The organism is Gryllotalpicola daejeonensis (genome assembly GCF_039538145.1).
Classification (GTDB): Bacteria; Actinomycetota; Actinomycetes; order Actinomycetales; family Microbacteriaceae; genus Gryllotalpicola; species Gryllotalpicola daejeonensis.
The window spans coordinates 429,660-451,394 of the sequence record NZ_BAABBV010000001.1; the positions used below are offsets into that span (position 1 = coordinate 429,660).

At 69.2% G+C, this 21,735-nt stretch carries 21 protein-coding genes; 6 read left to right on the plus strand and 15 right to left on the minus strand.

Going from position 1 to position 21,735, the window contains the following annotated elements; genetic code table 11:
* Nucleotides 1–7: 7 nt before the first annotated feature.
* The 3 genes from alaS to rpsD form a co-directional block, all read right to left on the minus strand.
* The gene (gene alaS / locus ABD736_RS02160) at nt 8–2,662 is read right to left on the minus strand and encodes an alanine--tRNA ligase (RefSeq protein WP_344790095.1); all 2,655 of its coding nucleotides are present in this window, start codon (nt 2,660–2,662) and stop codon (nt 8–10) included.
* A 60-nt stretch (nt 2,663–2,722) separates the two neighbouring features.
* Entirely contained in the window at nt 2,723–2,908 is a 186-nt protein-coding gene (locus ABD736_RS02165) for a hypothetical protein (protein WP_344790096.1), read from the minus strand.
* Between the two features lie 136 nt (nt 2,909–3,044).
* Nucleotides 3,045–3,668, minus strand: coding sequence for a 30S ribosomal protein S4 (rpsD, locus tag ABD736_RS02170; protein WP_344790097.1), 624 nt, complete (start codon nt 3,666–3,668; stop codon nt 3,045–3,047).
* A 146-nt stretch (nt 3,669–3,814) separates the two neighbouring features.
* Here rpsD and ABD736_RS02175 point away from each other — a divergent pair, with 146 nt between their 5' ends.
* Together ABD736_RS02175 and gap are read left to right on the plus strand one after the other, a co-directional pair.
* Nucleotides 3,815–4,768 (plus strand): GlxA family transcriptional regulator, encoded by a 954-nt coding sequence (locus ABD736_RS02175; protein ID WP_344790098.1) that lies wholly within the window; start codon nt 3,815–3,817, stop codon nt 4,766–4,768.
* A 135-nt stretch (nt 4,769–4,903) separates the two neighbouring features.
* A complete protein-coding gene (gene gap, locus ABD736_RS02180) occupies nt 4,904–5,902 on the plus strand; it encodes a type I glyceraldehyde-3-phosphate dehydrogenase (protein ID WP_344790099.1) in 999 nt (332 codons plus the stop codon).
* Here the strand turns inward: gap and ABD736_RS02185 are convergent.
* On the minus strand, nt 5,889–7,211 hold the full coding sequence (locus ABD736_RS02185) for a replication-associated recombination protein A (RefSeq protein WP_344790100.1): 1,323 nt from the start codon (nt 7,209–7,211) through the stop codon (nt 5,889–5,891). The two genes, gap and ABD736_RS02185, sit on opposite strands and share 14 nt — an antisense overlap.
* Nucleotides 7,212–7,317: 106 nt before the next feature.
* On the opposite strand from ABD736_RS02185, the gene ABD736_RS02190 reads away from it, so the two are divergent.
* The 3 genes from ABD736_RS02190 to ABD736_RS02200 all read left to right on the plus strand — a co-directional run bounded on the left by ABD736_RS02190 (nt 7,318) and on the right by ABD736_RS02200 (nt 10,136).
* Entirely contained in the window at nt 7,318–8,172 is an 855-nt protein-coding gene (locus ABD736_RS02190) for a peptidylprolyl isomerase (protein ID WP_344790101.1), read from the plus strand.
* 93 nt (nt 8,173–8,265) lie between these two features.
* Nucleotides 8,266–9,495, plus strand: coding sequence for a DUF349 domain-containing protein (locus ABD736_RS02195; RefSeq protein WP_344790102.1), 1,230 nt, complete (start codon nt 8,266–8,268; stop codon nt 9,493–9,495).
* Nucleotides 9,496–9,560: 65 nt separating this feature from the next.
* On the plus strand, nt 9,561–10,136 hold the full coding sequence (locus ABD736_RS02200; RefSeq protein ID WP_344790103.1) for a hypothetical protein: 576 nt from the start codon (nt 9,561–9,563) through the stop codon (nt 10,134–10,136).
* Here the strand turns inward: ABD736_RS02200 and ABD736_RS02205 are convergent.
* The 8 genes from ABD736_RS02205 to ABD736_RS02240 all read right to left on the minus strand — a co-directional run bounded on the left by ABD736_RS02205 (nt 10,106) and on the right by ABD736_RS02240 (nt 18,797).
* A complete protein-coding gene (locus tag ABD736_RS02205; RefSeq protein WP_344790104.1) occupies nt 10,106–12,358 on the minus strand; it encodes a RelA/SpoT family protein in 2,253 nt (750 codons plus the stop codon). The genes ABD736_RS02200 and ABD736_RS02205 overlap by 31 nt on opposite strands.
* A gap of 25 nt (nt 12,359–12,383) precedes the next feature.
* Nucleotides 12,384–13,394, minus strand: a complete 1,011-nt coding sequence (gene secF, locus ABD736_RS02210; protein ID WP_344790105.1) for a protein translocase subunit SecF — start codon at nt 13,392–13,394, stop codon at nt 12,384–12,386.
* Nucleotides 13,394–15,139 carry a protein translocase subunit SecD gene (secD, locus tag ABD736_RS02215; protein WP_344790106.1) on the minus strand — a complete coding sequence of 582 codons (1,746 nt, stop codon included), beginning with the start codon at nt 15,137–15,139 and terminating at the stop codon, nt 13,394–13,396. Before secD ends, secF begins: the two co-directional genes overlap by 1 nt.
* A 66-nt stretch (nt 15,140–15,205) precedes the next feature.
* Nucleotides 15,206–15,637, minus strand: coding sequence for a preprotein translocase subunit YajC (gene yajC, locus ABD736_RS02220; RefSeq protein ID WP_344790107.1), 432 nt, complete (start codon nt 15,635–15,637; stop codon nt 15,206–15,208).
* Between the two features lie 77 nt (nt 15,638–15,714).
* Complete coding sequence (ruvB, locus tag ABD736_RS02225) at nt 15,715–16,755, minus strand: Holliday junction branch migration DNA helicase RuvB (RefSeq protein WP_344790108.1); 1,041 nt, start codon at nt 16,753–16,755, stop codon at nt 15,715–15,717.
* Nucleotides 16,752–17,396 carry a Holliday junction branch migration protein RuvA gene (ruvA, locus tag ABD736_RS02230; protein WP_344790109.1) on the minus strand — a complete coding sequence of 215 codons (645 nt, stop codon included), beginning with the start codon at nt 17,394–17,396 and terminating at the stop codon, nt 16,752–16,754. Before ruvA ends, ruvB begins: the two co-directional genes overlap by 4 nt.
* 57 nt (nt 17,397–17,453) lie before the next feature.
* Nucleotides 17,454–18,029 carry a crossover junction endodeoxyribonuclease RuvC gene (gene ruvC, locus ABD736_RS02235; RefSeq protein WP_344790110.1) on the minus strand — a complete coding sequence of 192 codons (576 nt, stop codon included), beginning with the start codon at nt 18,027–18,029 and terminating at the stop codon, nt 17,454–17,456.
* Between the two features lie 6 nt (nt 18,030–18,035).
* On the minus strand, nt 18,036–18,797 hold the full coding sequence (locus ABD736_RS02240) for a YebC/PmpR family DNA-binding transcriptional regulator (protein WP_344790111.1): 762 nt from the start codon (nt 18,795–18,797) through the stop codon (nt 18,036–18,038).
* 98 nt (nt 18,798–18,895) lie between these two features.
* Between ABD736_RS02240 and ABD736_RS02245 the strand changes: the two genes are divergently transcribed.
* Entirely contained in the window at nt 18,896–19,708 is an 813-nt protein-coding gene (locus tag ABD736_RS02245; protein ID WP_344790112.1) for an alpha/beta fold hydrolase, read from the plus strand.
* On the opposite strand, the gene ABD736_RS02250 is transcribed toward ABD736_RS02245, so the two are convergent.
* The 3 genes from ABD736_RS02250 to pdxS are packed head-to-tail and all read right to left on the minus strand — an operon-like array spanning nt 19,705 to nt 21,722.
* On the minus strand, nt 19,705–20,232 hold the full coding sequence (locus ABD736_RS02250) for a DUF1697 domain-containing protein (RefSeq protein ID WP_344790113.1): 528 nt from the start codon (nt 20,230–20,232) through the stop codon (nt 19,705–19,707). The two genes, ABD736_RS02245 and ABD736_RS02250, sit on opposite strands and share 4 nt — an antisense overlap.
* A gap of 9 nt (nt 20,233–20,241) precedes the next feature.
* A complete protein-coding gene (gene pdxT / locus ABD736_RS02255; protein ID WP_344790114.1) occupies nt 20,242–20,835 on the minus strand; it encodes a pyridoxal 5'-phosphate synthase glutaminase subunit PdxT in 594 nt (197 codons plus the stop codon).
* Complete coding sequence (gene pdxS / locus ABD736_RS02260) at nt 20,832–21,722, minus strand: pyridoxal 5'-phosphate synthase lyase subunit PdxS (RefSeq protein WP_344790115.1); 891 nt, start codon at nt 21,720–21,722, stop codon at nt 20,832–20,834. Before pdxS ends, pdxT begins: the two co-directional genes overlap by 4 nt.
* Nucleotides 21,723–21,735: the final 13 nt, after the last annotated feature.

Sequence of the window (21,735 nt, forward strand, 5' to 3'; positions counted from 1 at the left end):
GGCTCCCCTACGCGGCCAGCGCGTCGGCGATCGCCGAGAGCGCGGCCGGGATCGCAGAGGCGTCTGAGCCGCCGCCCTGGGCGAGGTCGTCCTTGCCGCCGCCGCGACCGCCGAGTGCACCTGCGGCGACCGAGACGAGCGCGCCCGCCTTGGCCCCCGCGTCGCGCGCGGCCTGGTTCGCGGCCACGAGAACGATCGGGCGCTCCGACACGGTCGCGGTGAGCGCGACCACGGCCGGGTCGCTGCCGAGGCGCTCGCGCACACTCATGGCGAGCTGGCGCAGCTCGTCGCCTCCGCGCAATTCCCCGACGTTCTGTGCGACGAGGCGCACGGCGCCGACGCGGTGAGCCGTCTCGACGAGCGCGGGGACGCGCTCGAGCAGCTGCTTCGCCTCGAACTGGGCGATCTTCTTCTCGGCTGCCTTGAGGTTCGCGACCAGCTCGGAGATGCGCTCAGGCAGCTTCTCGCGCGGGGTCTTGAGGTTCGTGGTCAGCTCGGTGACGATCGCGCGCTCAGCGGCGAGGTCGCGGAACGCCTCGATGCCGACGAGCGACTCGACGCGGCGGTTGGTCGAGCCGACCGACGACTCGCCGATCAGGTTGATCATGCCGATCTCCGAGCTGCCGGCGACGTGCGTGCCACCGCAGAGCTCGCGGCTCCAGGGTCCGCCGATCTCGACCATGCGCACCTGGTCGCCGTACTTCTCGCCGAAGAGCGCCATGGCGCCGAGCGCCTTGGCCTCCGAGAGCGGCAGAACGCGGGTCGTCACCTGCAGGTTCTCGCGGATCGCGTTGTTCGAGATCTCCTCGAGCTCGCTGCGGGTCTCGGCCGACAGCGGCTTGTTCCACGAGAAGTCGAGGCGCAGGTAGCCGGCCTTGTTGTACGAGCCGGACTGATGCGCGTTCGGGCCGAGCAGTTGGCGCAGCGCGGCGTGCACGATGTGCGTGCCCGAGTGCGCCTGGTTGGCGCCGCGGCGGTAGTCCTGGTCGACGATGCTCGTCGCCTTCGACCCCACGCCCACCTCGCCGACGCTGACGCGCACGGTGTGGCTGATGAGGCCCGCGACGGGGCGCTGTACGTCGAGCACCTCGAGCTCGTAGCCGGGTCCGACGATGGTGCCCTGGTCGGCGTCCTGGCCGCCCGCTTCCGCATAGAGCGCGGTCTCCTTCAGGATCACCTCGGCCGTCTGGCCCTCGCGGGCGCGGTCGACCGAGACGCCGTCGACGATGATGCCGAGCACCTCGGAGTCGGTGGTGAAGTCGGTGTAGCCGGTGAACACCGTCTCGCCGAGCGTGCGGAACTGGCTGTAGACGGTCAGGTCGGCAATGGCACCCTTCTTCGCCTTCGCGTCGGCCTTCGCGCGTTGCCGCTGCTCCTGCATGAGGGAGTCGAAGGCGGCTCGGTCGACGGCGAGGCCGGCCTCGTCGGCGATCTCCAGCGTCAGGTCGATCGGGAAGCCCCAGGTGTCGTGCAGCAGGAACGCGGTGTCGCCCGAGAGCTGCGACTTGCCCGCGGCCTTCGTCTCGGCGACCGCCGTGTCGAGGATCGTGGTGCCGCCGGCGAGCGTGCGCAGGAACGTCTCCTCCTCCGCATACGCCGCGTGCGAGATGCGGGCGAAGTCCGTCTCGACCTCGGGGTACGCCCCCTTCATGGCATCCCGACTGGCGGTGAACAGCTCGGGGAAGACGGCGGTGTCGACGCCCATCAGGCGCATGGCGCGCACCGTGCGGCGAAGCAGGCGGCGCAGGATGTAGCCGCGGCCGTCGTTCGACGGGGTGACCCCGTCGCCGATCAGCATGAGCGACGAGCGCACGTGGTCGGACACGACGCGCAGGCGCACGTCGTCGTCGTGGTTCGCGCCGTAGGTCTTGCCCGCGATCTCGGCCGCGCGGTCGAGGACGGGGCGCACCTGGTCGATCTCGTAGAAGTTGCCGACGCCCTGCTTGATGAAGGCGATGCGCTCGAGCCCGGCGCCCGTGTCGATGTTGCGCTGCGGCAGCTCGCCCACCACGGTGAAGTCGTACTTCGACTTCACGTCCTTGATGAGGTACTGCATGAACACGAGGTTCCAGATCTCGACGTAGCGGTCGTCGTCGGTGGCGGGGCCGCCGTCGACACCGTAGGCGGGGCCGCGGTCGAAGAAGATCTCCGAGCAGGGGCCGGCGGGCCCCGGCAGGCCGGTCGACCAGTAGTTCGTGTCCTTGCCGAGGCGCTGGATGCGATCAGGGGATGCCCCGACCTTCACCCACTCGTTGAAGGCCTCGTCGTCGTCCTCATAGACGGTGAACCAGAGGTCCTTCTCGTCGAAGCCGAGACCGCCGGCGCTCTCCGGCGTCAGCAGCAGCTCCCAGGCATACGCGATCGCCTCTGCCTTGAAGTAGTCACCGAACGACCAGTTGCCCAGCATCTGGAAGAAGGTGCCGTGGCGCGGCGTCTTGCCGACCTCTTCGATGTCGAGGGTGCGGATGCACTTCTGCACATCGGCCACGCGCGGGTACGGCGGCGGCACGACGCCCGTCAGGTACGGCACCCAGGGCACCATTCCGGCCACCGTGAACAGCAGCGAGGGGTCGTCGCTGATCAGCGAGGCGGAGGGCACGATCGTGTGGTCGCGCTGCGCGAAGAAGTCGAGGAAGCGGCGGTGGATCTCAGAGGTGAGCATCGAGAGAGGGTTCTACCTGGGGTGCGAAAGCGAATGTGCGAAACGGGTGGAGCGCGCGGCTCAGGCCTCTGGCGTGCGCAGCTCGGCCTCGCGGGCGTGGTACCCGTCGGCCACCGCCGCGCCGAACTCGCGGGCCTTCGCGTCGAGGTCGCTGAAGAAGCGCTGGCCCTGCTCAGTGCGGTTGAACTGGTGGGCCGCGACGAATCCGAGAACGACGCCGAAAACTAGCGCGAGGAAGGTCTTCATGGGTTAGCTCCGTTGTCCGCGTGATTTAAAGCCGAAGAGCGGATGCCGCATGGCATCCGCTCCCCAGACTATCGGTGCTGCTACTCAGCGAGCTGTGTTGCCCTGTGCCGCCGCTTCGGCGGCACAGGGCGCAGCCCTAGCGGGCCGCGTAGTACTCGACGACCAACTGGGTCTCGCACTGGATCGGCACCTCGGCGCGCTTCGGCTCGCGCACGAGGCGGGCCTGCAGCTTGTCGATCTCGACCTCGAGGTAGGCCGGGGTCTTGGGCAGGACGTCGACGTGACCGCCGGCTGCCGCGACCTGGAAGGGCTCGGTGCCCTCGGACTTGGGCTTGACGTGGATGAGCTGGCCCGGCTTCACCTTGAACGACGGGCGGTCGACGATCTTGCCGTCGACGAGGATGTGGCGGTGGGTGACGAACTGGCGGGCCTGCGCGGTGGTGCGGGCGAAGCCGGCGCGCAGCACGAGGGCGTCGAGACGGGTCTCGAGGGCCTCGACCAGGTTGTCACCGGTCATGCCGGCACGGCGGTGCGCGTCGTTGAACGCGATGCGGAGCTGCTTCTCACCGAGGCCGTACTGGGCGCGGAGACGCTGCTTCTCACGCAGACGGACGGCGTAGTCGCTGTCGGCCTTGCGCTTGGTGCGGCCGTGCTCGCCCGGGGCGTAGGGGCGCTTCTCGAGGTAGCGCGCAGCCTTCGGGGTGAGCGGGATACCGAGGGCACGGGAGAGGCGGGTCTTGCTACGTGACTGTGAGGACACGTGTTTCCTTTCGATTCTGTGATCTCCGCTGAGGAGCGCGTGCTTCGAATGCGCACGTGAACCGGGCCCGTGTGGCCCGGTCATCGTCTAATGGGACTGTCGCGGGGTCCGAGGGACTCCAACACAACCTGACTAGATTACCAGACGTGGCCGAACCGTTGCGCCGCGTCGCCGTGCTCGTGCTCGAGGGCGCCAAGCCGCTGGATGTCGGGATTCCTGCGCAGGTGTTCACGACCAGAGCCAGCATGCCGTACGAGGTGCGCGTGTGCGGCCCGGCGCCCGGCCTGGTCACCGGCGGCGACGGGCTCTCGTACCACGTGGCCCACGGCCTCGAGGCGCTCGCGTGGGCCGACATCGTGTTCGTGCCCGGCTATCGCTTCCCCGACCGCGACGAGCCGCTCGCCGCGGCGGTCGAGGCGCTGCGGGCTGCGCACGATCGCGGGGCCAAGCTCGCGGCGATCTCGACCGGTGCCTTCGCGCTGGCTGCGACCGGCCTCCTCGACGGCAAGCGCGCGACGACGCACTGGCACTACACGAGGGCGCTGAAGGCGAAGCATCCGCTCGTCACGGTCGACGAGAACGTGCTGTTCGTCGACGAAGGCGACGTGCTCACTTCCGCCGGCGCCGCGTCGGGTATCGACCTGTGCCTGCACATCCTGCGTGGGGAGCAGGGAGTCGCGGTCTCGAATCACGCAGCCAGGCGGCTGGTCGCCGCGCCGTACCGCAGCGGCGGCCAGGCGCAGTACGTGCCGCGCAGTGTCCCCGAGCCGCTCGGCGAGCGGTTCGCCGCGACGCGGGAGTGGGCGCTGCGCCGCCTCGGCGACCCGCTGACGCTCGAGGCGCTCGCGCGGCACGCGGCGGTCTCGCCGCGCACCTTCTCGCGCCGTTTCGTCGACGACACCGGCTACACGCCGATGCAGTGGGTCATGCGGGCGCGCATCGACGTGGCGCGCGAGCTGCTCGAGCGGTCAGAGCAGAGCATCGAGCAGATCGCCGCCGGCGTCGGACTCGGCACTGCAGCGAACCTGCGGCTTCACTTCCAGCGCATCCTCGGCACGACGCCGAGCGAGTACCGGCGCACGTTCTCGCGCGGCGTGTAGGCGGTCGCGGCCCCTGGCGCGATCCTTGCGCAGCTTGGCGATCACGCCTATGTCACGGATGCCTGACTCGGCTGACGATCGTTGGGGGCGCGCCGAGCGCGAGCCTCAGAACGATCTCACGTGGAAGGAATCTTCATGACCCGCATCGCCATCAACGGCTTCGGACGCATCGGCCGCAACGTGCTGCGCGCTCTGCTCGAGCGCGACTCCGCGCTCGAGGTCGTCGCCGTGAACGACCTCACCGAGCCGGCGACCCTCGCCCGCCTGCTGGCGTTCGACTCGACGGCAGGCCGCCTCGGCCGCCCGGTGTCGGTCGACGGCGACACCCTCGTGGTCGACGGGCGCCGCATCCGCGTCACCGCCGAGCGCGAGCCGGCGCAGCTGCCGTGGGCCGAGCTCGAGGTCGACCTCGTGCTCGAGTCGACCGGGCGCTTCACCTCGGCTGCGGCCGCCCGGGCGCACCTCGAGGCCGGCGCGAAGCGCGTGCTCGTGAGCGCGCCCTCCGACGGGGCCGACGTCACCCTCGCCTACGGCGTCAATACCTCCGCTTACGACCCGGCGGCGCACACGATCGTGTCGAACGCGTCGTGCACGACGAACGCGCTGGCTCCCCTGGCGGCGGTGCTCGACGAGCTGGCCGGCATCGAGCACGGCTTCATGACCACCGTGCACGCCTATACGCAGGAGCAGAACCTGCAGGACGGCCCGCACCGCGACGCCTGCCGCGCCCGGGCCGCCGGCGTCAACATCGTGCCGACGACGACGGGGGCCGCAAAGGCGATCGGCCTCGTGCTGCCGCAGCTCGACGGGAAGCTGTCTGGCGACTCGATCCGTGTGCCGGTTCCCGTCGGCTCGATCGTCGAGCTCAACACTGTCGTCGCGCGCGACGTCACGCGTGACGAGGTGCTCGCCGCTTACCGCGCCGCGGCAGCCGGCCCGCTCGTCGGCATCCTCGAGTACTCGGAGGACGCGCTGGTCTCGTCGGACATCGTCGGCGTCGCGGCATCCTCGATCTTCGACTCCGCCCTCACGCGCGTCGACGGCCGCCACGTGAAGGTGGTCGCCTGGTACGACAACGAGTGGGGCTTCTCGAACCGTGTGGTCGACACGCTGGAGCTGCTCAGCGTCTCCTGATGATGCGCTTCAGCTTCTCCCACCGGGAGGCGATGTCGCGCTCGTTCCCGTGGTCGGTCGGCCGGTAGTACTCGACGTTCTTCAGCGTGTCGGGCAGGTACTGCTGAGTGACCACGCCGAGCTCGTCGTCATGGGGGTAGACGTAGCCCTTGCCGTGCCCGAGCTTCTTCGCGCCCGCGTAGTGCGCGTCGCGAAGATGCTTGGGCACTCGGCCAGCTTTGCCTGCGCGCACATCGGCGAGGGCAGCGTCGAGCGCCAGGTAGCTGGCGTTCGACTTCGGCGCGGTGGCCAGGTGCACGGTCGCCTGTGCGAGGGGAATGCGCCCCTCGGGCATCCCGATGTACTGCACGGCGTCGGCCGCGGCGACCGCGACGCCGAGCGCCGTCGGGTCGGCCATGCCGATGTCTTCTGAGGCCGAGACGATCAGCCGGCGCGCGATGAAGCGCGGGTCCTCGCCCGCCTCGATCATGCGCGCGAGGTAGTGCAGCGCCGCGTCGGCGTCTGAGCCCCTGATCGACTTGATGAACGCGCTGATGACGTCGTAGTGCTCGTCGCCCTGGCGGTCGTAACGCAGCAGCGCCCGGTCGACGGCGCGCGAGACCTGCTCGGCGGTGATGGTCGTCTGCTGCTCTGAGTCGGCGGTGATGGATGCCGCCTCGAGCGCGGTCAGCGCGCGGCGCGCGTCGCCGGAGGAGAGCTGCACGATCGCGCTGCGGGCCTCCGGCTCGAGCTCGAAGCGGCCGCCGAGCCCGCGCGGGTCGGCGACGGCGCGGTCGATGAGCGTGCCGAGGTCGTCTTCCGTGAGCGTCTCGAGGGTGAGCAGCAGGGAGCGCGAGAGCAGGGGCGAGATGACGGAGAACGACGGATTCTCGGTCGTCGCCGCCACGAGGATGACCCATCCGTTCTCGACGCCGGGCAGCAGCGCGTCTTGCTGCGCCTTCGTGAAGCGGTGGATCTCGTCGAGGAAGAGGACCGTCGAGATGCCGTAGAGGTCGCGGTTCGACATCGCCTCTTCCATCACCTGGCGCACGTCGCGCACGCCGGCGGTGACCGCGGAGAGCTCCACGAAGCGCCGCCCCGACGAATGCGCGATGACCTGCGCGAGCGTCGTCTTCCCGGTGCCGGGCGGACCCCAGAGAATAACGGAGACCGAGCCGCGCTCGCCCGTCTTGTCGTTCGCGAGAGCGACGAGCGGTGAGCCGGGCGTGAGCAGGTGGCGCTGGCCGGCCACCTCGTCGAGGCTCTTTGGCCGCATGCGCACGGCGAGCGGAGTCGCGCCGCTGCGCAGACCCACCCGCGTGTCACTCATAGAACAAGCCTACGAGACTCCGCCGACATTGCGGTGAGGCGAGCTGCAGGCATCCGCTCTCTTCATCGATTTCGATCGACATAAGCGCACCCGATAAAGTGCGCGGGTGGCCCCCTCGAAGAACGACCGCGAAGCACGTATCGCGCGTGAGCGCCTGCGCTCCTACCAAGCCAGGCAGGCCGTGCACGAGACCGGCAAGAAGCGCCGGCGCCGCGACAACCTGATCGCGGGAATCGCGATCGTCGTCGTCGCCGCAGCCGCCGTCGGCGCCCAGCTCGCCTACTTCGGCGTCGGGCCCGGCAAGCCGGCGGCGAAGCCGAAGTCGACCGCCACTGCGACGCCGACGCCGTCACCGACCGCGACGGGCGCGAACCAGGGGGACGTGCCCGACAAGTCGCTGGCCGCTGGCCGCGATTGGACGGGAACGCTGACGCTCAACAAGAGCATTCCGCTCGGCGTGACGATCGACGGCAAGGCGGCGCCGCAGGGTGCGTCGGCCGTGATCAGCCTCGTCCAGAAGGGCTTCTACACCGGCACCGTGTGCCACCGCCTCACCACCGGCGACACCTTCAAGGTGCTGCAGTGCGGCGGCGCGAAGACCGTGGCAGACGGCCCCACGGGTGGCCCCGGCTTCAGCTTCGGGCCGATCGAGAACGCGCCCGCGGTGGCGTCGGGCTCTAAGACCAGCGACAACCCGTACGGATCATCGCTCTACGCGAAGGGCGACATAGCGCTCGCGCGACAGGGAGACAACGCCTACAGCAACGGGAGCCAGTTCTTCATCGTGTACGGCGACACGACGATCCCGAACGACTCCGCGGGCGGCTACACCGTCGTCGGCAAGGTCACGAGCGGCCTCGACAAGCTCGTCTCTTCCGTGGCGTCGAAGGGAACCTCGGACGGCTCGGACGACGGCACGCCGAAGGTCGCCACGACCATCACCGGCTTCACGCTCAAGTAGATCGGCACGCCTCGCGCGGGGTTGCAATAGGCTGACCAGCGAGTGTCAGCATCGACCTTCCCCTGGGTCGACCCGTGAGCAAGGTGGAGCATCTTGTCCGATTCCGAACAGCAGCCCTGGGGCCGTGTGGCCGAGGACGGCACCGTCTACGTGCGCGAAGGCGACGGTGAGCGCGCCGTCGGCGAGTTCCCCGGCGCAACGCCCGAAGAGGCGCTGGCCTACTACGAGCGGAAGTTCGCCGATCTCGCCGGCCAGGTGTCGATCCTCGAGCAGCGTGCGCGGCGTGGCGCACCCGCGGCAGACATCGCGAAGTCCGTCGCCTCGCTGAAGTCGAGCATCGTCGGCGCCAGTGCGGTCGGCGATCTGGCTTCGCTTGCGGCGCGGCTCGACAAACTCGGCGGCGCCGTCGACGAGCTCACCGAGCAGCAGACCGCCGAGGCCAAGGCGGCCCTGGCAGAGGCGCTGACCGTGCGCGAGCAGATCGTGGTCGAGGTCGAGGCGCTGGCCGCCGAGGACCCCGCGAAGACCCAGTGGAAGCGCACGAGCGCCCAGCTCGACGAGCTGTTCGCCCGCTGGCAGCAGCACCAGAAGGAGGGCCCGCGCCTTCCGAAGAACGAGGCCAATGAGCTCTGGAAGCGATTCCGTGCCGCGCGCTCGGTGATCGAGCGCAACCGCAAGGCGTTCTTCGCCGAGCTCGACGCCCAGCACCGCGACGCACGTGCCGTGAAGACGGCGCTGATCGAGCGGGCAGAGGCGCTCGTGCCGCGCGGCACAGAGGGAATCCCCCAGTACCGCGAGCTGCTCGACGAATGGAAGCGCGCCGGCCGCGCCGGCCGCCGCGACGACGACGCGCTGTGGGCGCGCTTCAAGGCCGCGGGCGACGCGATCTACGCCGCCAAGGCGCAGGAGGTCGCCGTCGAGAACGAGGAGTACTCGGCGAATCTCGAGGCGAAGCTCGCGCTGCTGGACGAGGCGGAGCCGCTGCTCACCGAGACCGACCGCGATGTCGCGAAGTCGAAGCTGATCGACATCCAGCGCCGGTGGGACGAGATCGGCCGGGTCCCCCGCGACCAGGTGCGCGCGATCGAAGACCGCCTACGCCGCGTGGAGGCTGCGGTGCGCAAGCTCGACGAAGAGCACTGGCGTGCCAACAATCCCGAGAAGCAGGCGCGCAGCGCCGGCCTCGCCGCCCAGCTCAGCGAGGCCATCGAGCGCCTCGAGGCCGAGCTCGCCGAGGCGCAGGCCTCCGGAGATCCCAAAGCGATCGCCGACGCGCAGGAAGCCATCGACGCACGCAAGGCGTGGCTCAACGCCCTGCGCTGAGGCGGTTGTCCACAGGAAGGCCCGGGTCCGCCCGGGCCTTCCGCGTTCCTGCGACACTCGCTGTCATGCGCTACTCCCCCGTGCTGACCAGGCTCGACTTCCCGGTGGCCGAATTGTCGGCGCTGCGGCTCGACGGCGAAGCGTTCGCGATCGACGAGGCGGTCATCGCCGTTGACGAGCCCGAGCTCTCCGTGAACCGGGCGGCCGCACTCGCCGGCCTGTTCACGCCGCGGATGGTCGCCGAGCTCGACACGGCGTTATGGGTGTACGGATGCCTGAGCCGGCCGCCCGTCGTCCACACCGGTGCGGTGCGCCGAGACGTCCGTGGTCGTCTTCTGTCCACGATGCGTGTGAGCGTGCGTGAGACGGTGGTTCCCGATGAAGAGATCGTGCTGCTCGCAGGCATCCGCATCACCTCCAAGCCGCGCACCGCGGTCGACGTCGCCCTGCTCGACGAGGTGCCGCCCGCCCGGGAAGAGGCGGTGCGCGAGCTGCTGGCGGCGCCCGTGGTCGCGGCCGAAGCGGTGACGATCGCGCTGCAGCTCGGGCACACCCGTGGAAAGCTGCGCGCGGTCAGCCGTCTGCGCGAATGGAGTGCGCAGTCAGCCGATCATCCCGCGCTCACGCGGTACACGTCATAGACCGCGTCGATGCGTCGCACCGCGTTCAGCACACGGTCGAGGTGCGTGGTGTCACCCATCTCGAATACGTAGCGCGACAGCGCCAGGCGGTTCTGCGAGGTGTTCACGGACGCCGACAGGATGTTGACGTGATGCTCGGAGAGCACGCGGGTGATGTCGGACAGCAGGCCTGAGCGGTCGAGCGCCTCGACCTGGATCTGCACCAGGAAGACGCCCTTGTTCTCTTCGGCCCACTCGACCTCGATCATCCGCTCGGGCTGGTCCATCAGGCTCTTCACGTTCTGACAGCTCGCCTGGTGCACCGAGACGCCCGCGCCGCGGGTGATGAATCCCACGATCTCGTCGCCGGGAACCGGCGTGCAGCACTTCGCGAGCTTCACCAGGATGTCGGGCGCGCCGCGCACGAGCACGCCGGAGTCGCTCGAGCTGCGCGGGCGACGGCCGCGCACGGCCTGCGTCACCTCGGTGCCCGAGCTCTCGGGCTCGGTCTGCAGGCCGGCGACGAGCTTCTCGAGCACCGACTGGGTGGAGACATGGCCCTCGCCGACGGCCGCGAAGAGCGCCTCGACGCCCTCGAGGTGCAACGTGTGCGCGACCTCGGCCAGCGACTCGGGGCTCATCAGCCGGGTGAGCGGCATGTTCTGCTTGCGCATCGCGCGGGCGATCGCGTCTTTGCCCTGCTCGATCGCCTCGTCGCGGCGCTCTTTGGTGAACCACTGGCGGATCTTGCTGCGGGCCCTGGGGCTCTTGACGAAGTTGAGCCAGTCCTGGCTGGGGCCCGCGTCGGGGTTCTTCGAGGTGAAGACCTCGACGACGTCGCCCGTCGACAGACCCGAGTCGAGAGGAACGAGCCGCCCGTTGACCTTGGCGCCCATCGTGCGGTGGCCGACCTCGGTGTGCACCGCATAGGCGAAGTCGACCGGCGTCGCTCCCTGCGGAAGGCCGATGACCTTGCCCTTCGGCGTGAAGACGTAGACCTCTTTCGCGCCGATCTCGTAGCGCAGCGAGTCGAGGAACTCGCTCGGATCCTCGGTCTCCGCCTGCCAGTCGGTGATGTGCGCGAGCCAGGTCAGGTCGGCATCCGCACTGGTCTTGTCGTCCTTGCCGCCCGCTGCGCGCTCTTTGTACTTGAAGTGCGCCGCGACGCCGTACTCGGCGCGCTGGTGCATCTCCTCCGTGCGGATCTGGATCTCGACGGCGCGGCCGCCCGGCCCGATCACCGTCGTGTGCAGCGACTGGTAGAGGTTGTACTTCGGGGTCGCGATGTAGTCCTTGAAGCGGCCGGGCATCGGCGTCCACCTGGCATGGATCTGCCCCAGCACGGCGTAGCAGTCGCGCACCGTGTTGACGAGCACGCGGATGCCGACGAGGTCGTAGATCTCATCGAACTCGCGCCCGCGCACGACCATCTTCTGGTAGATCGAGTAGTACTGCTTCGGCCGCCCGACGACCTTGCCGCGGATGCGCGCCGACCGCAGGTCGTCGTCGATCGCGTCGATGACCTGCTGAACGACCCGCTCGCGCTCGGGCGAGCGCTGCTTCACGAGGTTCTCGATCTCGACGTAGAGCTTCGGCTGCAGCACCGCGAAGCTCAGGTCCTCGAGCTCGGACTTGATGGTCTGGATTCCGAGCCGGTGCGCGAGCGGCGCGTAGATCTCGAGGGTCTCCTTCGCCTTCCGCTCGGCGCTGGCCGAGGGCATGAAGCCCCAGGTGCGCGCGTTGTGCAGGCGGTCGGCCAGTTTGATGACGAGCACGCGGATGTCCTTCGACATCGCAATGATCATCTTGCGCACGGTCTCGGCCTGCGCGCTGTCGCCGTACTTGACCTTGTCGAGCTTCGTGACGCCGTCGACCAGCATCGCGATCTCTGTGCCGAAGTCGGCGGTCAGCTGGTCGAGGGCGTAGTCGGTGTCTTCGACCGTGTCGTGCAGCAGCGCCGCGGCAATCGTCTTCGACCCGATGCCCAAATCGGCGAGGATCTGGGCGACGGCGAGCGGATGCGTGATGTAGGGCTCGCCGCTGCGGCGGGTCTGCCCCGCGTGGGCCCGCTCGGCCGTGGCATACGCCCGCTCGATCAGCGCGATGTCCGCGCGCGGGTGGTGCTGGCGCACCGTGCGCAGCAGCGTGTCGAGCGCGCCGTTCTGCACAGACCGCGAGAACAGGCGGGGCACCAGACGGCGCAGTGAGGCGGTCTGATTGTTGCTCGTCGTCGTATCGACCATCAGCGCCGCCTCCTTCCCACCATTATCAGGCGGTGACGGCCTTCTCGGTGTCGACGGGCGCCTTGGTGCGCGCTGCGAGCACGCGGCGGCTGTGCTTGACGATCGCCGGCTCGCCGTCGCGCAGCCACGAATAGAGCGGCGCGGCCACGAACACGGTCGAATAGGTGCCGATCAGAATGCCGACGAACAGCGCGAGGGAGATGTCCTCGAGGGTCGTCGCGTTGAGCACGAAGCCACCGATGAACAGGATGCCTGCGACGGGCAGCGCCGCGATCACCGCGGTGTTGATCGACCGCACCAGGGTCTGGTTCACCGCGAGGTTGACGGACTCGCCGAAGGTGCGCGTGAGCTTGTCGGCGCCCTCTGTGGTGTTCTCGCGGACCTTGTCGAAGACGACGACGGTGTCATAGAGCGAGTAGCCGAGGATCGTGAGGAAGCCGATGACGGTGGCCGGCGTGATCTCGAAGCCGCTGAGCGCGTACACGCCGGCGGTGAAGATCAGGTCGTGGAACAGCGTGATGATCGCCGAGAGCGACATCTTCCACGTGCGGAAGTAGAGCGCCATGCCGATGAAGGCGAGCGCGAGGAAGACACCGAGACCTTCGAGGGCCTTGCGTGAGACATCCTGGCCCCAGGCGGGCCCGATGTACGCGGAGGTGATGTCGTCGGCCTTCACGCCGTACGCGTCGGCGAGGTTGTTGGTGACCTGCTTCGTCTGGGTCGTGGTGAGCTGGTCGGTCGTGACGCGGATGCCGGTGCGGTTGACGACCGACACCTGCACGATCGCGTCCGAGTCGACCTTCTGCACGGCCTCCGTCGCGATGTTCTGGTCGGTCGAGTGCACGTCGGAGATCTGGAACTGCGAGCCGCCGCGGAAGTCGATGCCCCAGTTGAAGCCCCGTACCACGGGGATGAGGATGCACACGATCATCAGCATGGCCGAGATGCCGAGCCACAGCTTGCGCCGCTGGACGAACTTGATCGACCGGGCGCCGGTGAAGAGGTCGTTTCCGAACCGCTGGAACGGGGAGGCCATCAGTCGTCCTTTCCGTTACGACGGGTGCCGGCGGCCGCGAGCTCTGCGGCCTTCCGCTCGGCGATGGTCTGGCGCTTTGCGGCCTCTCGACTGCTCGACGCGAGTTTGGCGGAGCCCACGGTGCTGGCGGGGCGGAACTGGCCCGCGCCGCGGTACACCGCGCCGAGAGCCGTCGGGTCGAGGCCCGACAGCGGGTGGCCCGAGGCGAAGAACTCGGTGCGCGCGAACAGCTGCATGATCGGGTGGGTGAAGAGCACCACGATGATCACGTCGAGGATCGTCGTGAGTCCCAGAGTGAAGGCGAAGCCCTGCACGTCGCCGACGGCGAAGATGTACAGCACGACCGCGGCCAGCAGGTTCGTCGTCTTCGCCGCGTACACGGTGCGCCGGGCGCGCTTCCAGCCCGCCTCGACGGCCGACTCGAGGCCGCGGCCCTCGCGCAGCTCGTCCCTGATTCTCTCGAAATAGACGATGAACGAGTCTGCCGTGAAGCCGATGGCCACGATCAGACCCGCGACGCCCGCGAGCGAGAGACGGTAGCCCATCTGCCACGACAGCAGCGCGATCGTCAGGTAGCTGAGCGCCGCGGCGATGACGAGCGAGAAGATCGTCACGAAGCCGAGCGTGCGGTACTGGATCAGCGTGTAGATGAACACCAGCAGCAGGCCGATGGCGCCGGCGATCATGCCGGAGAGGAGCTGGGCGGAACCGAGCGTCGCCGAGATGGTGTTGGAGCTCTGCACCTTGAAGCTCACCGGCAGCGCGCCGAACTTGAGCTGGTTGGCGAGCGTCTGCGCGCTCTCCTGGGTGAAGTTGCCCGTGATCTGCGAGGTGTTGCCGGTGATGACGCCCTGCATCTGCGGCGCCTCGAGCACCCGGCCGTCGAGCACGAAGGCGAACTGCGAACGCGGGTCTGACGTACCGGCGCTCTGGGCGGCGGCGTAGTAGCCGTTGAGGCGCTGGCTCACCTTGTCGAACGCCTTGGCACCCGCCGAGTTGAAGGTCAGGTTGACGCCCCACTGGCCGGTGTTCACGCCCTGCTGGCTCGAGATCATGCCGGCCGTGGCGTTGGTGATGTCGCTGCCCTGCACCTCGACCGGGCCGAGGAGGTACTTGGTCTGCCCGGCGTCGTCACAGGTGACGAGCGGCTCGTCGGCGGGCGCGACGTTCGTCGTCGCGGTCTTGAGGCTCGCGCAGTCGAAGGCGTCGTACTTCGCCTGCAGGTACGGAGTGACCCAGTTCGTGTCGCTCGCGTCGGTCGGCTTCGCGGTCGGCGTGTTCGCGAGGGTTGGTGCCGGCGTGGGGTACGGCGTCTGCTTGCCGTCCTGGCCGGTGAACGAGGTGGTGGCCGGGCTCTGCGCGAGCAGCACGGGCCGCAGCTCCATCTTCGACGAGGCCTCGATGCGCTGCTTCGTCGCATCGTCGAGGCGCCCGGGCACATCGACGACGATGTTGGTGTTGCCCTGGGTCGAGACAGTGGCCTCGGAGACGCCGGAGGCGTTCACGCGCTGGCGGATGATGGAGACCGCCTGGTTGAGCTCGTCGCTCGTGATCTGGCTGTTGCCCTCGAGCGCCGGGGTCAGGATGACCTCGGTGCCGCCCTGCAGGTCGAGGCCGAGCTTGGGTGCGACGGTCGCGCTGCCCCAGAGCACGCCGCTCGTGAGGGCGGCTGCCAGGGCGACGACGAGCACGCCCAGCCAGATCAGGGAGCGGGACGCGTGCCGAACGGGTGACGTCTTGGCCACAGGCGGAACTCAGCTTTCTTCCGGGCGGCGAAGGGGTCGCCGCGCGGCTACGGGGTCGGGCGGGGCTTACTCGTCGTTCTTGGGCTGGTCGACGCGCTCGCCGAACGCGGGCTTCTGGTCGGCGGTGTTCGCCGCCTGAGCGTGGGCCTCGGCGTTGGCCGCGTCGATCGCGCTCGCGGACGTCGCCGTTCCGGCCGCGTCGGTGGACGCGGAGTCGACGGATGACTCGGCCGGAGTCTCGATGCGCGAGATCGCCTGGCGGTGCACGGTGAGGAAGTTGCCCGGGCTCGTCTCGAGCACCACCTTGTTGTTCTCGAGGTCGACCGACTCGACGGTCCCGAAGATGCCGGCGTTCGTCATGACCTCGACGCCCTTGACGAGCTGCGCCGACTTCTCGGCCTCGGCCGCCTGGCGCTTGCGGTTGCCACGCCACGACCAGAAGAAGAAGAAGCCGATGATGACGACCATCACGATGAGCAGAGTCGGGTTGTTACCCATAAAGGGGAAGTCCTTTCGATGTGAGGGAAACACTCACCTCACGCGGGTGCTGCGACCCAGAGCGGGCCTTCGTTGGATTATAGGTCATCGGTGAAAAGGGCCTGCTGGGCGCCGCCTGTCGGTCGGCTGGGCTCCAGCCCGAAGTGCCGCCAGGCCTGCGCGGTCGCCACTCGACCACGCGGCGTGCGTGAGATCAGCCCGATGCGTACGAGGAACGGCTCGACGACCGACTCGATCGTCTCGGCCTCTTCCCCCACCGAGACGGCAAGAGTCGAGAGTCCGACGGGGCCGCCGTCGAACCGCCTGAGCACGGTCTCCATCACGGCGCGATCCAGTCGGTCGAGGCCGAGCGCGTCGACGTCGTAGAGCTCGAGCGCCGCGCGGACGGCGGCGAGGTCGGCCCGCCCGGTGTGGACGAGCGCGTAGTCGCGCACGCGGCGCAGCAGCCGGTTGGCGATACGCGGTGTGCCGCGACTGCGGCCCGCGATCTCGGCCAGCGCCTCACGGTCGATGTCGAGTTCGAGCATTCCGGCGGCGCGGTCGAGCACCTTCTCGAGCTCATCGTCGGAGTAGAACTCGAGGTGCGCGGTGAACCCGAAGCGGTCACGCAGCGGATTGGGCAGCAGGCCAGAGCGCGTGGTCGCGCCGACGAGCGTGAAGGGGGCGAGATCCAGCGGGATGCTGGTGGCGCCGGCGCCCTTGCCCACCATGATGTCGATGCGGAAGTCCTCCATCGCGAGGTAGAGCATCTCTTCGGCCGAGCGCGCCATGCGGTGGATCTCGTCGATGAAGAGCACCTCGCCGGGGACCAAGGACGACAGCACGGCCGCGAGGTCGCCCGCATGCTGGATCGCCGGCCCGCTCGACATGCGCAGCGGCCGGTCGCTCTCCGCGGCGACGATCATCGCGAGCGTCGTCTTCCCGAGCCCGGGCGGCCCGGCGAGCAGGATGTGGTCGGCCGTGCGCTCCTGGATCCGCGCCGCAGTCAGCAGCAGCTGCAACTGGCCGCGCACCTTGGACTGCCCGACGAACTCGCCGAGCGACTTGGGGCGCAGCGCCCCTTCGAAGGCGAGCTCCGCCTCGTTCTGCGCCTGGGGCGTCGTGAGGTCGTCGCTCATCGGCCGGCCCCCGCGGTCTGATGCTGTGGCGCGGGCCCGAGCAGGGCGAGCGCGCGGCGCAGCAGCGCAGGCACCGAGGCGGCGGAGGCGTCGGCCGCGGCCTCACCCAGCTCTGCAAGGACCTCGGCCACGGCATCCGCTGCGACCTTCTCCGGCCAGCCCAGCCCGACCAGCGCGACGCGCACGTCGTCGCCGACCGTGTTCTTCTGCTTCGTCGCCGGCGCAGCCGCGGCCGGCGCGACGGCGTGCAGCTTCCCGGTGAGCTGCACCACGATGAGCTTCGCGGTCTTCGGCCCGATGCCGCTCACCTTGCGGAAGGCGGCGTCATCATCGGCCTGCACCGCCGCCGCGATCTGGTCGGGCGTCATCACCGACAGCACGCCGAGCGCAGACTTCGGCCCGACGCCGTTCACACCGAGCAGCAGCTGGAAGACCTCGAGCTGATCTGCATCCTGGAAGCCGAACAGCGAGAGCGCGTCTTCGCGCACGATGAGCGCCGTGTGCACGAGCGCCTCGTCACCCACCCGCAGGCTGAGCGCATGCTCCGGCGTGACGCTGACCAGGTAGCCGACTCCGGCCACCTCGATCACGAGCTCGGCGCCTGAGGCGCGCAGAACGGTGCCGCGCAGTGAGCTGATCATGCAGTCAGGCTATGTGTCTCTGCAGACATTCACCGGCAGCGACACTAGAACATCTGTTCAGAACTGCTTTCTGGTCGCCTTCTCGGCGTTGAGCCAGGCCTGCTGTGCAGGCGTGAGGGCGCCGGATGCCGCGCGGGGCGCCGCCGCGCCGGGAATCCCCCGCGCCGTTCGCCAGGACGCGGCGATCGCCAGCGCGAGCGCATCCGCGGCATCCGCCGGCTTCGGCACGGCCTCCAGGCGCAGAATGCGCCGTACCATCTCGCCCACCTGCGGCTTGTCTGCGCCGCCGTACCCCGTGATCGCGTTCTTCACCTCGCTCGGCGTGAACAGCTCGAGCGGGAGGCCGCGGCTCGCAGCCTCGTGGATCACGAGGCCGGACACCTGCGCGACGCCCATCACGGTGTTCAGCTGATTGTTCGCGAACACGCGCTCGAGGGCGAGCGCGTCGGGCTTCGTCTCGTCGATCACCTCGCGCAACCCCGCCAGGATCCGGACGAGGCGCTGGCCGTGCTCGAGGTCGGCGGGCGTACGCACGACGCCGACCCGCACCAGCTTCGGTGCGCGGTCGGCGTCGATGACTCCATAACCGCAGCGTGTGAGCCCGGGGTCGACCCCGAGCACGCGCAGCGCCATGAGGTCTTAGTCCTCGTCTTCCTCGAGTTCGGCCTGGACTTCGGGCGACAGGTCGAGGTTGGTGTAGACGTTCTGCACGTCGTCGCTGTCCTCGAGCGCGTCGATCAGGCGGAAGACCTTGCGAGCGGTCTCGGCGTCGGCGTTGACCTTGACGGATGCCACGAACTCGACGTCGGCCGAGTCGTAGTCGATGCCGGCCTCCTGCAGGGCGGTGCGCGTCGCGACGAGCTCGCTCGCCTCGGTCAGCACCTCGAAGGTGTCGCCCTGCGGGGTGACCTCTTCTGCGCCGGCGTCGAGCACGGCGGCCAGCACGTCGTCTTCGGTGGTGCCCTCTGCGGGGACCACGATGACGCCCTTGCGGCTGAAGTTGTAGGCCACAGAGCCCGGGTCGGCCAGAGTGCCGCCGTTGCGCGACATGGCCGTGCGCACCTCAGCGGCCGCGCGGTTCTTGTTGTCGGTCAGACACTCGACGAGCAGCGCGACGCCGCCTGAGGCGTAGCCCTCGTACATGATCGTCGAGTAGTCGATGGTCTCGCCGGTGAGACCCGCGCCACGCTTGATCGCGCGATCGATGTTGTCGTTGGGGACAGAGGTCTTCTTCGCCTTCTGAACCGCGTCGGCAAGGGTCGGGTTGCCGGTGAGGTCGGCGCCGCCGATCTTGGCCGCGACCTCGATGTTCTTGATCAGCTTCGCGAACGACTTGGCACGGCGCTGGTCGATGACGGCCTTCTTGTGCTTGGTCGTTGCCCACTTGGAATGCCCGGACATACGTCTCCTGGTTGAAATAGCGTTCGTTCGATTCTACCGGGGCGGCGCGGCGCCGGGCCGTGCGCGAAGGCCCGCTCGGCGCGCCTAGGCTTTGAGCTATGCCGGTGAAGCTCGCGACGCGCCTCGGGCGGCTCGGCGTGCGGGTGGAAGAGGGCCCGAAGCGGGTCGCGGTGCTGTGGCACAGCTTCTTCGTGGATTCGCACAGCTGGGACCGCGTCCTTCCGGTACTCACGCGCCTGCGGACCGTCGTGCTGATCGACGGCCCGTCCTTCGGCGCCAGTGAGCCGCTGCACCGCCCGTCGACCATCGCCGAGTGCGCGCTGGCGACCTTCGACGTGCTCGACTCGCTGGGCATCGACCGCGTCGACTGGGTCGGCAACGGGTGGGGCGGTCAGGTCGGTATCGCGGCCGCGGTAGAGCGACCCCGGCGCATCCGCTCGCTGGTGTCCATCGGCGCGCCGACCGAGCCGCTCGGCGGCACCGAGCGCCGCGATCTCGCGGCCGCGCTGCCGCTCATCCGCCTGTTCGGCTTCCCGGGGCCCCTTCAGACGCGGCTGCTGCGCTCGATTCTCACCGAGCGCACGATCGCGGTCGATCCGGAGGCGGTGCGGATCGTGAAGAACGGATTCCTGAGCGCAGACCGCCGGGCATTCGTGCGGGCCGCTCGCTCCTTCGTGCTCGACCGCCCCTCGCTCGACGAAGCCGCCCTCGCCGTCGAGGCGCCTACGGTCTTCGTCGCCGGTGACGCGCGCACGGGCTGGGGGCCGGCCGAGGCCGAGGCCGTCACCTATCGCATGCAGAACGCGCGCACCCGCACGCTGCACGGCGTGCGCAACATCGCGCCGCTCGAGGACCCCGACGCGGTGGCCGCGATCGTGCGCGAGCACTGGGCGGCGAACGCCCGCCGCTAGAGCAGCTTCCTCAGCGTTCGCAGGTTGCGGTTCGTGGTGGTCGGCTTGAAGCGCGGCTTCGCGACGATCTTCGCGAGCTTGGTGTTCGTGCTTCCGACGGCGATGTTGAGCTGCCAGTAGAGAACCCCCTCCCCCGGCTCGACCGCTTCCTCTGCCGGGTCCAGCTCGGGAGCGTGCGCGGCGAGCTCGGCCAGGTGCGCCGCGTCCGATGCGAACAGGACATAGGGATGCCACCCCTCGCGCTCGGCATCGAACGGGAACGCCTCGACGATCTGAGCAAGCCGATCGCGCGTCACCAGCACGATCCACGCGTCGTAGCCGAAACGGTCGCGGAGAGCACCCTCGATGCGGGACGTGAGGGCTGCGGCATCCGTCTCGTCGCTCTCGAAGACGACGTTGCCGCTTGCGAGCACCGTGCGCACTGCGGCGAACCCGAGCGAGCGGAACAGCTCGGCGAGGTCGGCGGACCTGATCGTGATGCGACCGACATTCACCCCGCGCAGCAGAGCGACATACGAGGGCATGCCCCAACGCTAGGCGGCGCGCACCTTCGAGAGGAAGTGGTCGTGGAAGCGGAGATCGCCCGTGACCTCGGGGTGGAACGACGTGCCGAGCAGATTGCCCTGCTCGACGGCCACGACGCGGCCGTCGTCGAGCGAGCCGAGAGCGGCCGCCTTCTCGCCCAGTGCTTCCACCACGGGTGCGCGAATGAACACGGCGTGCACGGGCGGGTCGCCGAGCACCGGCATCTTGAGGTCGGTCTCGAACGAGTCGAGCTGCGAGCCGAAGGCGTTGCGCCGCACGGTGACGTCGAGGCCGCCGAGCGTCTGCTGGCCCGGGGTCGCGTCGAGCACCCGGTCGGCCAGCATGATGAGGCCGGCGCAGGTGCCGTAGACCGGAAGCCCGGCGGCGATCGCATCGAGCAGCGGCTCGCGCAGGCCGAAAGCGCGCGAGAGCTTGTCCATGACGGTCGACTCGCCGCCGGGGATCACGAGACCAGAGACGGATACCAGCTCATCGGGTCGGCGAACAGGAACCGCCTCCGCCCCGAGCTCGCGCAGCACCGCCAGGTGCTCGCGGAAGTCACCCTGAAGGGCGAGAACGCCGACGCGAGGCGCCGGGCTCACCACCCGCGCTCGGCCAGTCGGTGCGGCGCGGCGAGATCTGCGACATTGATGCCGACCATCGCCTCGCCCAGCCCGCGGCTGACCTCGGCGATCGTCTGCGGGTCGTCGTACATGGTGGTCGCCTTGACGATGGCGGCCGCGCGCTTCGCCGGGTCGCCCGACTTGAAGATGCCGGAGCCGACGAAGACACCGTCGGCGCCGAGCTGCATCATGAGCGCGGCATCGGCCGGGGTGGCGACGCCCCCCGCGGTGAACAGCACGACCGGAAGCTTGCCGGTCTCGGCGATCTCGGCGACGAGCTCGTAGGGCGCCTGCAGCTCCTTGGCGGCGACGTAGAGCTCGTCCTTCGTCATCGACTTGAGCGCGTTCACCTCAGAGGTGATCTTGCGGATGTGCTTGGTCGCCTCTGAGACGTCGCCGGTGCCGGCCTCGCCCTTTGATCGGATCATCGCGGCGCCTTCGTTGATGCGTCGCAGCGCCTCGCCGAGGTTGGTGGCGCCGCACACGAACGGCACGGTGAAGTTCCACTTGTCGATGTGGTTGACGTAGTCGGCGGGTGACAGCACCTCGGACTCGTCGATGTAGTCGACGCCGAGCGCCTGCAGCACCTGCGCCTCGACGAAGTGGCCGATGCGCGCCTTCGCCATGACGGGGATCGACACCGCCGCGATGATCTCGTCGATGAGGTCGGGGTCGCTCATGCGAGCGACGCCGCCCTGGGCGCGGATGTCCGCAGGGACACGTTCGAGCGCCATGACGGCGACCGCCCCTGCGTCCTCGGCGATTCGCGCCTGCTCGGCGGTGACGACGTCCATGATGACGCCGCCCTTCAGCATCTCGGCGAGTCCGCGCTTGACGCGGCTCGAGCCGACCTCTCCGTTGGTCATAGTGGTGGGGATT

Bases quoted from the DNA above. Each gene is read 5' to 3' on its own strand.
- ABD736_RS02185 (WP_344790100.1), bottom strand. From the start codon at position 7,211: ATGAGTGACACGCGGGTGGGTCTGCGCAGCGGCGCGACTCCGCTCGCC.
- alaS (WP_344790095.1), bottom strand. From the start codon at position 2,662: ATGCTCACCTCTGAGATCCACCGCCGCTTCCTCGACTTCTTCGCGCAG.
- yajC (WP_344790107.1), bottom strand. From the start codon at position 15,637: ATGGGTAACAACCCGACTCTGCTCATCGTGATGGTCGTCATCATCGGC.
- secF (WP_344790105.1), bottom strand. From the start codon at position 13,394: ATGGCCTCCCCGTTCCAGCGGTTCGGAAACGACCTCTTCACCGGCGCC.
- ruvC (WP_344790110.1), bottom strand. From the start codon at position 18,029: ATGGCGCTGCGCGTGCTCGGGGTCGACCCCGGGCTCACACGCTGCGGT.
- ABD736_RS02165 (WP_344790096.1), bottom strand. From the start codon at position 2,908: ATGAAGACCTTCCTCGCGCTAGTTTTCGGCGTCGTTCTCGGATTCGTC.
- ABD736_RS02200 (WP_344790103.1), top strand. From the start codon at position 9,561: ATGCGCTACTCCCCCGTGCTGACCAGGCTCGACTTCCCGGTGGCCGAA.
- gap (WP_344790099.1), top strand. From the start codon at position 4,904: ATGACCCGCATCGCCATCAACGGCTTCGGACGCATCGGCCGCAACGTG.
- ruvB (WP_344790108.1), bottom strand. From the start codon at position 16,755: ATGAGCGACGACCTCACGACGCCCCAGGCGCAGAACGAGGCGGAGCTC.
- ABD736_RS02245 (WP_344790112.1), top strand. From the start codon at position 18,896: ATGCCGGTGAAGCTCGCGACGCGCCTCGGGCGGCTCGGCGTGCGGGTG.
- ABD736_RS02250 (WP_344790113.1), bottom strand. From the start codon at position 20,232: ATGCCCTCGTATGTCGCTCTGCTGCGCGGGGTGAATGTCGGTCGCATC.
- ABD736_RS02240 (WP_344790111.1), bottom strand. From the start codon at position 18,797: ATGTCCGGGCATTCCAAGTGGGCAACGACCAAGCACAAGAAGGCCGTC.
- ABD736_RS02205 (WP_344790104.1), bottom strand. From the start codon at position 12,358: ATGGTCGATACGACGACGAGCAACAATCAGACCGCCTCACTGCGCCGT.
- ruvA (WP_344790109.1), bottom strand. From the start codon at position 17,396: ATGATCAGCTCACTGCGCGGCACCGTTCTGCGCGCCTCAGGCGCCGAG.
- pdxS (WP_344790115.1), bottom strand. From the start codon at position 21,722: ATGACCAACGGAGAGGTCGGCTCGAGCCGCGTCAAGCGCGGACTCGCC.